The following is a 13,044-nucleotide window of genomic DNA, read 5'->3' as shown; positions in this document are numbered from 1 at the left end:
CACTCTCGCCGAAAGTCCAAGGGTTCCTGCGCAATGCTAATCAGCGCAGGGTTAGCCGGCTCCTAAGGCGAGGCCGAAAGGCGTAGTCGATGGGAATCACGTTAATATTCGTGAGCCTGCTGGGAAGTGACGGATTGCCAGGTCTGTATGTCCTTATCGGATTGGACATGCAGTGAGGCGGTTCCAGGAAATAGCCCCAGCTTATAGACCGTACCCGAAACCGACACAGGTGGACTGGTAGAGTATACCAAGGCGCTTGAGAGAACGATGCTGAAGGAACTCGGCAAATTGCACGCGTAACTTCGGGATAAGCGTGACCCGTTGATGGGCAACCATTGGCGGGTGGCACAAAAGAGGGGGTGGCGACTGTTTATTAAAAACACAGGGCTCTGCGAAGCCGCAAGGCGACGTATAGGGTCTGACGCCTGCCCGGTGCCGGAAGGTTAAAAGGAGAGGTGCAAGCCTTGAATTGAAGCCCCGGTAAACGGCGGCCGTAACTATAACGGTCCTAAGGTAGCGAAATTCCTTGTCGGGTAAGTTCCGACCTGCACGAATGGCGTAACGACTTCCCCACTGTCTCCAGCATCGACTCAGCGAAATTGAACTCCCCGTGAAGATGCGGGGTTCCTGCGGTCAGACGGAAAGACCCCGTGCACCTTTACTATAGCTTCACGCTGGCATTCGTGTCGGCATGTGCAGAATAGGTGGTAGGCTTTGAAGCGGGAACGCCAGTTCTCGTGGAGCCGCAATGTGAGATACCACCCTTATCGTCATGGATGTCTAACCGCGGTGTAACAGCACCCGGGACAGCGTGTGGTGGGTAGTTTGACTGGGGCGGTCGCCTCCCAAAGAGTAACGGAGGCGCGCGATGGTGGGCTCAGAGCGGTCGGAAATCGCTCGTTGAGTGCAATGGCATAAGCCTGCCTGACTGCGAGACTGACAAGTCGAGCAGAGACGAAAGTCGGTCATAGTGATCCGGTGGTCCCGCGTGGAAGGGCCATCGCTCAACGGATAAAAGGTACGCCGGGGATAACAGGCTGATGATGCCCAAGAGTCCTTATCGACGGCATCGTTTGGCACCTCGATGTCGGCTCATCACATCCTGGGGCTGGAGCAGGTCCCAAGGGTATGGCTGTTCGCCATTTAAAGTGGTACGTGAGCTGGGTTTAGAACGTCGTGAGACAGTTCGGTCCCTATCTGCCGTGGGTGTCGGAATATTGAGAGGAGCTGTCCCTAGTACGAGAGGACCGGGATGGACGAACCTCTGGTGGACCTGTTGTGGCGCCAGCCGCATTGCAGGGTAGCTAAGTTCGGACGGGATAACTGCTGAAAGCATCTAAGCAGGAAGCCTCCCTCAAAACCAGTATTCCCTATCAGAGCCGTGGAAGACCACCACGTCGATAGGCCGGGTGTGGAAGCGCAGCAATGCGTGAAGCTTACCGGTACTAATAGCTCGATCGACTTGATCGTTCTCATTTACCAATGATCGTAAAGATCATAAGACCAGTTACACGTCAGACAGGTTTGTTTGATCTGGTGGCTATGGCGAAGTGCCCAGAACCCGATCCCATTCCGAACTCGACCGTTAAACACTTCAGCGCCAATGGTACTGTGTCTCAAGGCACGGGAGAGTAGGTCGCCGCCAGATCTAACAAGCCTGTCAAACCCTTCTCAATACAAAACACAAAACAAAAAGCCCCGCAAACGCGGGGCTTTTTGTTGTCCAAAAACACAAACCACAAGCCCCATCGGGGCTTAAACATCGCGCGGTGCGGCTTTCGTTAACGCGACCTTAAATCGTGTGGCGCAGCGTGCCGCTATGCGGTCCAAAATTGGTCGCCTTATTGGACCATTGAGAAGGCTGCTGTCGCCACTTCTGACCAAGATAGAAAATGGACATTTCGCGTCGTTCTTTCCTCGGCTCGATGAGCGCGTTCGCTTTGGGCGCGGGGCTATTGCCGAGCCAGGCCCAGGCCGTATCGCTCATGGACCCTTTCAACCTGCCAACCGCCGTCGATGGCGGCGTGGTCAAGATCGGTGACGGCATCGCCTATGCCGGCGGGCCGCGCGGCAAGCTCGATGTCTATGTGAAGCAGAACCCGAGCGCCAATGCGCCGGTGGTGATGTTCATCTATGGCGGCGGCTGGAACAGGGGCGAGCGCTGGGAATATGATTTCGTCGGCCGTGCCTTGGCCTCGCGCGGCTTCGTCACGGTCATTCCCGATTATCGCTTGGTGCCGGAAGTCACCTATCCGGCCTTCCTCTACGATGTGGCCGTGGCCGCCAAATGGGTGGAAGACAATATCACGACCTTCGGCGGCAACCCCGATAAGCTCTTCATGGCCGGGCACTCCGCAGGCGCCTACAACGCCGTGATGATGGGGCTCGATCCCTCGTTTTTCAGAGATGCCGGGTGCGGCCTCAAGGTGCGTGGCGTAGCCGGGCTTGCCGGACCCTATGATTTCTACCCCTTCGAATTCAACGAGGTGCGGGCGGCGTTCGGCTATGCGCCCAATCCCGAGGGCACGCAGCCGGTCAGGCTCGTCACCTCCGATGCCCCACCCATGTTCCTTGCGACCGGCAATCTGGATCTGATCGTCAAGACCGACAACACGACGGCGCTTGCCGCGAAACTGCGCGAGCACAACGTGCCGGTCGATGAGCGATACTATGACGGAATTGGACACATGGAAATCGTAACAGCGCTGGGCGCCATGCTCAGATGGCGCGCTCCGGTGCTCGACGACATGGTCAATTTCTACGCCAGTCTCGGGGCGCTGGACGCCTAACGCGCGCGCAGGAAGGCCTCGAGCCGTTCGAGGCCCGTGGCGATCTTTTCGGGCCGTGCGGCAAAGCACCAGCGCAACCAGCCAGCGCCCTCGGGCCCAAAGGCGCTGCCCGGCGCAAGGCCCAGGCCGTGTTCGGTCACCAGCGTCTTGGCGACATTCATGTCGTCGGTTTCGCCTTCGATGCGGAAGAAGGCGTACATGGCCCCGTCGCTGCGTGGCGCTTCGATGCCGCCCAGATGGTCCAGCCCGTCGAGCAGCAGCTTGCGTGAGGCCGAAAGCCCGGCCCTGAGTTCGGCGACCGATTGCTCGCCGCGCGGATCGCTGAGCGCGGCGATACCCCCTTTCTGGATAAAAGCCGGAGCGCAGGAGGTGTTGTATTCGATCACCTTGGGCACATCCGGCATCATGGTTTCCGGGAGGGTCAGCCAGCCGAGCCGCCAGCCGGTCATGCGCCAGGCTTTCGAGAACGAATTGACCCTGATCACCCGGTCTTCAGGCCCGGCATGGACGAGCATGGAGGGCGCCGCCGCGCCGCCATCGAAGACCAACCGCTCATAAACCTCATCGCTCAAGATCCAGATGCCATGCTTGCGGCAATGGGCAAGAATCGCGCGCTGGGCCTCGGCATCGAGCGTAAAGCCGGTGGGGTTGTTCGGCGCGTTGATGATCAGCATCCGCGTATCGGGCGTCAGCGTCTCGAGCAGCCGATCGAGATCGAGCGTCCAGCGACCGTTCTCCACGCCGAGAGCAAAGCGGGTGACCTCCGCCCCGATCAGGCGCGGCGCCTCGGCGATATTGGGCCAGATGGGGGTAACGACAACCACCTTGCTCCCCGGCGAAACGACGAGCTGGTTGGCGATCATCAACGCCGAGACACCAGATCCGGTGACCGCGATCCGATCGGGAGACGAAGCAAAGCCCTGCAGCTTGCTCTCATAGGTGGCAATCGCCTCACGCAGTGCCGGGAGGCCCAGATTGTGGACGTAAAAGGTTTCGCCATCCGAGATCGCTTTCTGCGCTGCGTCCCGGATGAATTGGGGGGTGACCTCGTCACCTTCGCCGAACCAGAACGCGGCGATATCGGAGCGCCCCATGCCGGCATTGGCTATGTCGCGGATGCGCGAGGACGAGAGTGCGAGAACTTCGGGGCGGGCAGTCGCAGTCATAGCAAAAAGAAAACCTTAAACCTTGCGCTGGGCGCGCATTCCGATCAGCGTCGCCCCGACGACGCCCAGGGCCACAATGCCGATGATGATGGTGGCAAGGGCGTTGACGTCCGGTGAAACCCCCAGGCGGATCTTGGAAAAGATCACCATGGGAAGTGTCGAGGCGCCTGGACCTGAAACAAAGCTCGCGATCACCAGATCGTCCAGCGAGAGGGTGAACGCCAAGAGCCATCCCGAAATCAGGGCGGGAGAAATGATGGGCAAGGTGATGTCGAAAAACACCCGCAGCGGAGTGGCGCCCAAATCCATCGCGGCTTCGTCCAGCGAGCGGTCCATGTCGGAAAGCCGCGCCCGTACCACCACTGTCACATAGGCCATGCAGAAGGTCGAATGGGCGATGGTGATGGTGGTAAAGCCGCGTCCGGACGGCCAGCCGAGCAGCCCTTCCATCGAGACGAACAACAGCAGCAGCGACAAGCCGGTAATCACGTCGGGCATCACCAGCGGGGCAGAGGCCATGCCGGTCAGAGCCGTCTTGCCGCGGAAGCGCCCGAGCCGGGACAGCGCGATGCCTGCGAGCGTGCCCAGCACCGTCGCGATCGTGGCGCTCACCGCCGCGATCTGTAGGCTCAAAATGGCGGCCGAGACAATCTGGGAGTCATTGAAGAGCGCCGCATACCACTGGGTTGAAAAACCAGTCCACACCGTCACCAGCCGGCTCTCGTTGAACGAGAAGACGATGAGCGAAATGATCGGCGCATAAAGGAATGCAAAGCCGAGCACGGCAAGGGTGGGAATGATGAAGCCGCGCCTCATTTCTCGCTCTCCACCACCGCGTCCTGTGCCCGGTTGAGCAGCATGATGGGCACCACCAGGATCACAAGCATGACGATGGCGACGGCCGAGGCCACGGTCCAGTCACGGTTGGCGAAGAACTCGTCCCAAAGCACGCGCCCGATCATCAGCGTATCGGCGCCGCCAAGAAGCGAGGGGATGACGAATTCGCCGATGGCGGGGATGAAGACCAGCATCGAGCCGGCTATGACGCCCGGCATGGCGAGCGGCACGATAACGGTGAGGAATGTCATGAACGGCCGCGCGCCGAGATCGGCCGAGGCCTCGATCAGGTTCTGGTCGAGCTTGACCAGGTTCGTATAGAGCGGCAGCACCATGAAGGGCAGGTACGTATAGACGATGCCGATGAACACGGCGCCTTCGGTCTGGAGCATCAGGAGCGGATCATCGATGATCCCCAGGCTCATCAATATGTTGTTGATTATGCCGTTGCGCCCCAGGAATCCCATCCATGCATAGACGCGCAAAAGGAACGAGGTCCAGAACGGCAGGATCACCAGCATCAGCCAGATATGGCGGTATTTTTCGTCCGAGCGCGCGATAAACCACGCCATCGGGAAGGCGATCGCCAGCGCGATCAGGGTCGAGATCGCGGCGATCCGCACCGAATTGATATAGGCGTTGGCGTAGAGGCTGTCGGAAAGGATGAACAGGAAGTTGGAGAAGTCCAGCTCGATCGAGAGCTTGCCGTCACCGCCCCAGATGAACATGGGCGCATAGGGCGGTTGGCCCAGCGCAAAGGTGCTCAGGGCGATCTTGAAGACCACGAGCAGCGGAATCAGGAAAAACACGGTGAGCCACAGCATCGGCGCCAGGATCACCGCCGTCCGACCCGAAATGCCGATGCGGTTCAATCCCGCCGTCACAAATCCCCAGGCGCGGCGGGGGGGCGTATCGAAGCCGCCCGTGCTCATGAGACCAGTACCGCCCCGGAGTCCGCCGCCCAGGAGATATAGACCTTCTCGTCCCAGGAAATGGCTTCCTCGTCATAGCGCGAGCTGTTGGTCTGGGAGACGTGGATGCGCTTGCCGCTGTCGAGCACGATGCGGAACACGCTCATGTCGCCCAGATAGGCCACATCTTCCACCAGCCCATGGGTGATGTTGGCGTCGCCTTCGGGCCGCTCGCGACTGAGCACCATCTTTTCGGGGCGGATAGCGTACCAGAGGATCTGTTCAGGGGCGCAGTCGACGCCGTGGTTCACAAAGATGTCGCAGCCCGCCTCAGCGGTCGCGTCGATGCGGATATGGTCGGCCTCGTCTTCGGTCACCACGCCTTCGAACATGTTGACCGAACCGATAAAGCCGGCAACGAAGCGGGAATTGGGGAATTCGTAGATTTCCTGCGGCTCGCCGATCTGGGCGATCTTGCCGTCATTCATCACCCCGATCCGGGTGGAGAGCGTCATGGCCTCCTCCTGGTCGTGAGTGACGACGATAAAGGTGACGCCAAGCGTCTCCTGGATCTTGACCAATTCGTACTGGGTGTCTTCGCGCAGCTTCTTGTCGAGCGCGCCCAACGGTTCATCGAGCAGCAGGAGCTTGGGCCGCCGAGCCAGCGAGCGGGCCAGCGCCACGCGCTGGCGCTGGCCGCCGGAAAGCTGGTGCGGCTTGCGCTTGCCGAACTGATCGAGCCGGACAAGCTTTAGGAGCTCGGCGACGCGGTCGCCGATCTCGCTCTTGGCCATGCCCTGGCGCTTCAAACCATAGGCGATGTTGTTTTCCACGCTCATGTGCGGAAACAGCGCGTAGGACTGGAACATCATGTTGACCGGCCGCTGATAGGGCGGCACATCGGCCATGTTCTGGCCGTCGATCTCGATGGTGCCGGTGGTTACGCTTTCAAATCCGGCGAGCATGCGCAGCAGCGTCGACTTGCCCGAGCCCGAACCGCCCAAAAGGCAGAAAAGTTCGCCCTTGTAGATATCGAGCGAAACGTCATCGACGGCGTAGACGTCGCCAAAGGTCTTGGTGACGTTGCGGATGCGCACGAAGGGCTTGGCGTCGGGATCGCGCCAGGGACGCGTATCGGCGGCGATCTGAGGCTTTTTCAATAGAGGACTTCCCAACCCTCGGGAGCTTTCAAAACTTGAACGGGTGTTCCGTCTGGTTTCGCAAAGCGTGGTCAACACAATCAAGCGAAGGGCAGGGCATCACAAAAATGCCCCGCCCCGCAAGCGGGTTCTCGCTTACTGGCCGGTCTTGATCCGGGTCCAGGCGCGGGTCAGCAGCCGGTCGTATCCGGGCGAGCGGGCGGTCAGCGGGAAGAGATTGGCCATCACGTCCTCGGTCGGGAAGATCGCGGGATCGTTCGCAATTTCGGGATCGACGAACTCCATCGAGGCCGCATTGGGATTGGCGTACCAGACATAATTGGTGATGTCGGCGGCAATCTGGGGCTGAAGGACGAAGTTGATGAAGGCGTGCGCGGCGTCCGGGTTCGGAGCGTCGGCGGGAATGGCCATCATATCGAACCAGAGCGAAGCCCCTTCATCGGGAATGACATAGGCTACTTCGATCCCCTGTCCGGCCTCGGCGGCACGGTCGGCGGCGATGAACACGTCACCGGAGTACCCCACGGCCAGGCACACCTCGCCATTGGCGAGGTCGGAAATATACTGGGAGGAGTTGAACGAGCGGATATAGGGGCGCACTGCGCCGATCAACTGCTCGGCCGCTTCGAGATCCTCGGGGGCTTCCGAATTGGGGTCGCGGCCGAGATAGTTGAGCGCGGCGGCGACCATTTCGACCGGAGCGTCGAGGATCGAAATGCCGCAATCGGCGAGCTGGGAGGCGATTTCGGGGTCGAACAGCAAGTCCCAGGAATTGAGCGGGCCGTCTTCGCCCAACCGTTCCGTCACCGCCCCCACATTGTAGCCGATGCCGGTGGTACCCCACATATAGGGGACCGCGTATTGCGCGCCCGGATCGTGGGCCTCGACGATTTCCATGATGGCGGGGTCGAGATTTTCGAGGTTGGGCAGCTTGGACTTGTCGAGGGGCTGGAAGAGGCCGATGGGGATCTGGCGCTCGAGGAAAAAGCCTGAGGGAACAACGACGTCATAGCCCGAGGAGCCGGCGAGAAGGCGGGCTTCCACGATCTCGTTGGAATCGAAGACATCGTAATTTGCGGCGATGCCGGTTTCGGCGGTGAACTTTTCGAGCGTGTCCTCGGCGATATAGTCCGACCAGTTGTAGATGTTGACGGTCTGGTCCTGCGCGATGGCCGAGCTGGCCATCAATGCAGCGGAAAACGAGAGGAGAAACAACGGCTTGTGCATGTGACGGGGGTCCCCTTTTAGGTCAAAAAAGAGATGGTGACAGTGTCGTGCGAGCCCTTGGAGTTACCTCTTGGCGGCGTCAACCACACGGCACTCCCTTCGCCGCTTCACCAATCGAGTACGAGGATCAAACCCCGCGCGCGGACCCGACCGCTAGGCATAAAAAGGTCGATTTCCGCATTACAGCCAAGTGCCAGCCCTGAAAAGCGAAATCGTTGTCATGGCCGATCCATAGCGAAAGAATTTTGCATGCGTGCAACAGAAAGGCGTCAACATCGGCCGCAAAGCCACCTCAGATGCCTGTGTTGAAGGGCCATGTTACCGCGCGGTTTTTGGTATTGAATGACAGGTGTTGAAAAACCCCCGCAGCGGGCCGCTGCGGGGGTGTGAAAATCGGACCTATTCGGCCTCGTCGGCCGGCTTGGCGTTGAGCTGGCCGTATTTCTCAACCCCGATGGTGTTGAGCAGATCGAGCTCGGTTTCGAGGAAGTCGGTGTGCCCTTCCTCGTCGGTCAAAAGCTCCTCGAACAGCTTCTGGGTGACGTAGTCACCCAGCTCGTTGCAGATGGCTCGCGATTCCCGGTACGACTTGATGGCGTCGAGTTCGCCGGCGAGGTCGGCTTCGAGCACTTCCTTGATGTTCTGGCCAATGCGCAGTGGAGCCACGCGCTGCAGGTTGGGATGACCTTCAAGGAAGATGATGCGCTCGATCAGCTTGTCGGCGTGATGCATTTCCTCGATGGATTCGGCGCGTTCCTTGTCGGCCAGGCGCTTGAAGCCCCAATCGTCCAGCAGGCGGTAGTGAACCCAGTACTGGTTGATGGCCCCCAGTTCGAGAAAGAGCGCCTCGTTAAGCCGCTCGATGATCTTTGCGTCGCCTTTCACTTTCACCTCCAGGTCGCGTGGATTTGCGCAAGCGTTTCAACCTGGTCCTAACGTCGACAAGATTGGCGGCGTTCCCGGCCAGTTTGAGGTGGTAAGTTTCGGTGACCTTTTGGATAATGTCCACAATGTTCGGCACGCAGCCGCAACATTGGCCGCGCTTGCCCGCTTCGCGGTAGATCCGCGCCGGCACGACGAGCTGCCAGGGATCCTCATCGAGTATTGCGACGACGATCTCTTCGATGTCCTTGGTCGATATCAGATTGCACTGGCAGACGAGCATGGCGAAGGCGATGTGAGGGACGCTTAACTTTATCGCCCCATACATACGGGCTTAAAGCTGATTGTCAACGTCAGCTTTGCCGTCGTCCCGTTCACTTTTGCTTGGCGGCGCGTCGCCGTTCCAGGCGATGAAAAAGATATAGACAGCATAGGCGGCGACCCCGCCGAAGATCAGCGTCCAGCCCCAATTGCCGTTGAAGGCGTCCCAGCCGGCCACGCCGGCCGGAATGGCCACCATGAGCGCCCGGCGCCAGGCGGGCTTGAACCAGGGGTGGTTGGCGTCGTTGTTCATGGCGGCTCCTTGAAAGCGCTCAGGGTGTCCGGTTGACATAGCCCGAGAGGGCATCGGCGCGCTGCGCGGTCAGCTCCAGCATGCAGCTTGCGCCCACGATGGACCGTATGGTGCCTTCACTCCAGAGCTCGTATTCAAAGCCGCAACTTGCGTCCCGGAATGCGATCCAGGCGCGCTGGGCCTGCTGGAGCGAGGTGAACAGGCTGGGCTCGAGGGACTCCTCAAGGCTCGCATAATGAACGTTGAGCTGGCTATCCCACCAGTCGGTCTCCCGTCCCATGCACTCGGTCATGCCGAGCGTGGAATAATCGGTTTGCATGCAAATGTTGGATGCCGCGCCGATGCATTGGGTCTGGGGCCGCACATCGGCGAAATCGGATTCGGCGTTGTTGGACGCCGCCAGCCCCTCGATGCATTCGGTCATCAACTTGGCGTCCTCGGGGGTAAAGGTCGTCTCCTGCGCGCCGGCGGGGAAGACGATCAGTAGGGCGGAAAGCGAGGCGGCAATTCTCATCGTCGAAGAACTCCTTCAATGCGGGGTGATGCGGGCCACCAGCCAGCGCGCATCGGAAAAATATTCGCGGTGGAGCAGAAAGAACACCGTTCCCACCGTCACGACAACCGCCGCCCAGCCCGAGACGAACCAGGCGACCATGGGAATGGCGAAATAATAGGACCGGATACCGGCGTTGAAGCGCTGGGCGGCCATGGCGTTGATCCGCGCGATCGTCCTGATTGCGTCGGCCGAGGCGGGTTTGTCATGGTCCATGGCCCCGAGCAGAATGCAGAAATGGTTGAACTGGCGCAGCGACAGGGTGAAGGAGAGAAAGGCGTAGACGAACAGCACCAGCATCACCACCACATGGATCTGCAGGTCGATTTCCGTATGATGCGTGCCGAAGGTTATGGCCGAAAGCGCCGGTGCATATTCGTGCAACTGGCCGATCACTGTGAACAGCGCCAGGATCAGCAGGGCGGTGGTCGAGGCGAAAAACGAAACCGAACTCATGATGTTGCCCGAAAGGATGGCATCGAGCGGGGTATCGCGCCGCGCTGCCTGGGTCACCCAGTTGAAGCGCTGCTCGTTCATCAGCGTCGAAAGCGCGGGGCGCCGGCGATCGAGGAGATTGGCCGCAACGCGATAAAAATAGAACGCAGCGAGCGGCAGCACGGACGCAAAGAGCGAAAAGAGATTGATCGTGTCCAAATCGGCTTCCCCAGGGGCTGATCTGGGGCCGACGATACCGATTGGGAGCCCGCGTGGCGACCCTCAAAACGCGCCCGCGCGCATCACCTCGCGCGTCGTATCGATAAAGGCGCGCAGCTTGGGCGCCAGCGACGCCCGGCGCGGGAAATAAAGGAACAGTCCCGCTTCATCGACGGCGAATTGGTCGAGCACCTGCACCAGCCGGCCCGCGGCGATATCGGCCCGCACCAGGGGCTCGAAGGCATAGCCCAGCCCGACGCCGGCCAGCGCCAATTCGATCGCCGAATGGGATTCGGTGACGATGGCGCTGCCCTTGACCGCAACCGCCACCTCGCGCCCATCGAGGTTGAATTCCCAACGATAGAGCCCGCTCGAGCGGATCAGCCGATAGCCGATGCAATTGTGCTTGGCCAATTCGTCCAGCGTTTGCGGCCGGCCATGGCGCCCGATATAGTCCGGTGAGGCAAAGACGACCGATTTGAAGGGCGGCGTAAGCCGGATCGCCACCATATCCTGGGCCAGCATTTCGCCCACCCTGATCCCGGCATCGAACCCCTCGGCGACGATATCGGCCAGCCGTTCATCGGAAAACAACTCGACCTCGACGTCCGGGTAGCGCTCGGCCATGGCGGCGATCACCGGCGTCAGCGCCAGAGGCAGGGACACCCGCGCCGCGTTGATGCGCAAGAGCCCGCTGGCCCGGCCCTTGACGCCGCGCAGCCGCTCGATCTGTTCGTCGATTTCCCCAAGCGCGGGAGCGATGGTCGCCATGAAGGACTTGCCCGCCTCGGTCAGCGCGACGCTGCGGGTGGTGCGGGCGAAAAGCGGTTGCCCCAGCCGCTCCTCAACCAGCCGCACCGCATGGCTCACCGCCGAAGCGCTCATGGACAATTCGCGCGCCGCGGCGGCAAATCCGCCCCGGCGGGCCACGCTGGCGACGACCGAGAGATGGGGGAGCAGATCACGGTCCATTGCTGACCTCCATCGCATAGTCCGTGCGAATTAAGCGATCTTATCGTCTGCTCCGTCAACGGCGATGTTAGTGGCGATCTGCAGGGGCAGACACCAGAACGGAGAAACGACGATGGCCATGACCTATTACACCCTTGGCAATAGCGGGCTGAAAGTGCCGCAACTGGCGCTGGGCACGATGACGTTCGGCACCGAATGGGGCTGGGGCGCCGACAAGGACGCCGCGCGCGAAATCTTTGGCGCCTATGCCGATGCCGGCGGCAATTTCTTCGACACAGCGGATGCCTATACCGGGGGCACGGCGGAGGCCTGGCTGGGCGAATTCATCGCCGAGCGCGGCATGCGCGACGAGGCGGTGATCGCCACCAAGTTCACGATGAATCTTTCGGCGACCAATCCGAACGCGGCCGGCAATGGGCGCAAGAACATCATCCGGGCGCTGGATGGCTCGCTCAAGCGCCTAGGCACCGACTATGTCGACCTCTACATCCTCCATTGCTGGGACCGGCTCACGCCGCCCGAGGAGGTGATGCGCACGCTCGACGATCTGGTGCGCGCCGGCAAAATCCGCCATATAGGGCTTTCCGATGTCCCCGCATGGTATGCGAGCCGTGCCCAGGCGGTGGCCGAGCGGTTCGGCTACGAACCGATCTCCGCGCTGCAGCTCGAATATTCCCTGGCCGAACGGTACATCGAAAACGAGTTTGTCGCCCTGGGCACCCGCTATGGCGCCGGCCTCATGGCGTGGAGCCCGCTGGCCAGCGGCTTGCTGAGCGGCAAATACCGCGCCGGCGCGCAAGGGCGGCTCGAAACCCTGCGTGGTTCGTCCAATCCGGGTTTCCAGAAATTCACCGAGCGCAATTTCGCAATCGTTGCCGAGCTCGAAGCGGTGGCCGGCGAGATCGGGCGGTCCATGGCCCAGGTGGCGCTCAACTGGACGTTGACCCAGCCGGGCGTCGCTTCGGCGATCATCGGGGCGCGGACGCTGGCCCAATTGCAGGATAATCTCGGCGCTCTCGATTTCACCATCCCTCCCGCCCTGCGCGAGCGGCTGGATGCCGTCAGCGCGCTTGAGGCCACCTTCCCCTATTCCTTTTTCGGACCCGAGATTCAGGGCGGGTTCACCGGCGGCGTCACATTGGGGGACAAGCCCGCGACCTACCACCCCGATCTTGCGCTCACCGCCAGCTTTGCCGGGGTGAGCTAGGCTCAGGATCCACAAAGTGAGATGGATCAGATTTCAGCTCGGTTTCCGAAATTTCCGTGGGAGGCCGAACATCGCCGCCGCCGTCATCTTCTGGCTGTGATCAATGAGTCCT

General features: G+C 60.8%; 13 protein-coding genes and 2 rRNA genes (1 of these 15 running past the window's edge). 5 read left to right on the top strand and 10 right to left on the bottom strand.

Annotated features, from left to right (window positions below):
- From NO932_RS16920 to NO932_RS16910, 3 genes are all read left to right on the top strand, one after another.
- A 23S ribosomal RNA gene (locus NO932_RS16920) occupies positions 1-1,470 on the top strand (it extends 1,256 nt beyond the left edge of the window).
- A 62-nt stretch (positions 1,471-1,532) separates the two neighbouring features.
- A 5S ribosomal RNA gene (rrf, locus tag NO932_RS16915) occupies positions 1,533-1,648 on the top strand.
- Positions 1,649-1,892: 244 nt separating this feature from the next.
- Positions 1,893-2,789: an alpha/beta hydrolase gene (locus NO932_RS16910; RefSeq protein ID WP_309208574.1), complete on the top strand. Its 897-nt coding sequence runs from the start codon at positions 1,893-1,895 to the stop codon at positions 2,787-2,789.
- On the opposite strand, the gene NO932_RS16905 is transcribed toward NO932_RS16910, so the two are convergent.
- From NO932_RS16905 to bfr, 6 genes are all read right to left on the bottom strand, one after another.
- Complete coding sequence (locus NO932_RS16905; protein ID WP_309208573.1) at positions 2,786-3,955, bottom strand: pyridoxal phosphate-dependent aminotransferase; 1,170 nt, start codon at positions 3,953-3,955, stop codon at positions 2,786-2,788. The genes NO932_RS16910 and NO932_RS16905 overlap by 4 nt on opposite strands.
- Before the next feature lie 15 nt (positions 3,956-3,970).
- The gene (locus NO932_RS16900; RefSeq protein WP_309208572.1) at positions 3,971-4,771 is read right to left on the bottom strand and encodes an ABC transporter permease subunit; all 801 of its coding nucleotides are present in this window, start codon (positions 4,769-4,771) and stop codon (positions 3,971-3,973) included.
- Entirely contained in the window at positions 4,768-5,724 is a 957-nt protein-coding gene (locus tag NO932_RS16895; protein ID WP_309208571.1) for an ABC transporter permease subunit, read from the bottom strand. Before NO932_RS16895 ends, NO932_RS16900 begins: the two co-directional genes overlap by 4 nt.
- The gene (locus NO932_RS16890) at positions 5,721-6,863 is read right to left on the bottom strand and encodes a polyamine ABC transporter ATP-binding protein (RefSeq protein ID WP_309159946.1); all 1,143 of its coding nucleotides are present in this window, start codon (positions 6,861-6,863) and stop codon (positions 5,721-5,723) included. The genes NO932_RS16895 and NO932_RS16890 overlap by 4 nt, the downstream gene beginning before the upstream one ends.
- Positions 6,864-6,998: 135 nt before the next feature.
- The gene (locus NO932_RS16885; RefSeq protein WP_309208570.1) at positions 6,999-8,090 is read right to left on the bottom strand and encodes a polyamine ABC transporter substrate-binding protein; all 1,092 of its coding nucleotides are present in this window, start codon (positions 8,088-8,090) and stop codon (positions 6,999-7,001) included.
- A 399-nt stretch (positions 8,091-8,489) separates the two neighbouring features.
- The gene (gene bfr / locus NO932_RS16880) at positions 8,490-8,975 is read right to left on the bottom strand and encodes a bacterioferritin (RefSeq protein WP_309159948.1); all 486 of its coding nucleotides are present in this window, start codon (positions 8,973-8,975) and stop codon (positions 8,490-8,492) included.
- A 148-nt stretch (positions 8,976-9,123) separates the two neighbouring features.
- Between bfr and NO932_RS16875 the strand changes: the two genes are divergently transcribed.
- Positions 9,124-9,282 (top strand): hypothetical protein, encoded by a 159-nt coding sequence (locus NO932_RS16875; protein WP_309208569.1) that lies wholly within the window; start codon positions 9,124-9,126, stop codon positions 9,280-9,282.
- A gap of 24 nt (positions 9,283-9,306) precedes the next feature.
- On the opposite strand, the gene NO932_RS16870 is transcribed toward NO932_RS16875, so the two are convergent.
- The 4 genes from NO932_RS16870 to NO932_RS16855 all read right to left on the bottom strand — a co-directional run bounded on the left by NO932_RS16870 (position 9,307) and on the right by NO932_RS16855 (position 11,725).
- On the bottom strand, positions 9,307-9,546 hold the full coding sequence (locus NO932_RS16870; protein ID WP_309208568.1) for a hypothetical protein: 240 nt from the start codon (positions 9,544-9,546) through the stop codon (positions 9,307-9,309).
- Positions 9,547-9,565: 19 nt separating this feature from the next.
- Positions 9,566-10,060 (bottom strand): lysozyme inhibitor LprI family protein, encoded by a 495-nt coding sequence (locus NO932_RS16865; RefSeq protein ID WP_309208567.1) that lies wholly within the window; start codon positions 10,058-10,060, stop codon positions 9,566-9,568.
- 15 nt (positions 10,061-10,075) lie between these two features.
- The gene (locus NO932_RS16860; protein ID WP_309208566.1) at positions 10,076-10,753 is read right to left on the bottom strand and encodes a DUF599 domain-containing protein; all 678 of its coding nucleotides are present in this window, start codon (positions 10,751-10,753) and stop codon (positions 10,076-10,078) included.
- 63 nt (positions 10,754-10,816) lie between these two features.
- Positions 10,817-11,725 (bottom strand): LysR family transcriptional regulator, encoded by a 909-nt coding sequence (locus NO932_RS16855; protein ID WP_309208565.1) that lies wholly within the window; start codon positions 11,723-11,725, stop codon positions 10,817-10,819.
- Between the two features lie 112 nt (positions 11,726-11,837).
- On the opposite strand from NO932_RS16855, the gene NO932_RS16850 reads away from it, so the two are divergent.
- Entirely contained in the window at positions 11,838-12,932 is a 1,095-nt protein-coding gene (locus tag NO932_RS16850; protein WP_309208564.1) for an aldo/keto reductase, read from the top strand.
- The last annotated feature ends 112 nt before the right edge of the window (positions 12,933-13,044 follow it).

It is taken from the genome of Pelagibacterium sp. 26DY04, from assembly GCF_031202305.1.
In the GTDB taxonomy this organism is placed as follows: domain Bacteria; phylum Pseudomonadota; class Alphaproteobacteria; order Rhizobiales; family Devosiaceae; genus Pelagibacterium.
This window is presented reverse-complemented; position numbering and strand designations above follow the sequence as displayed.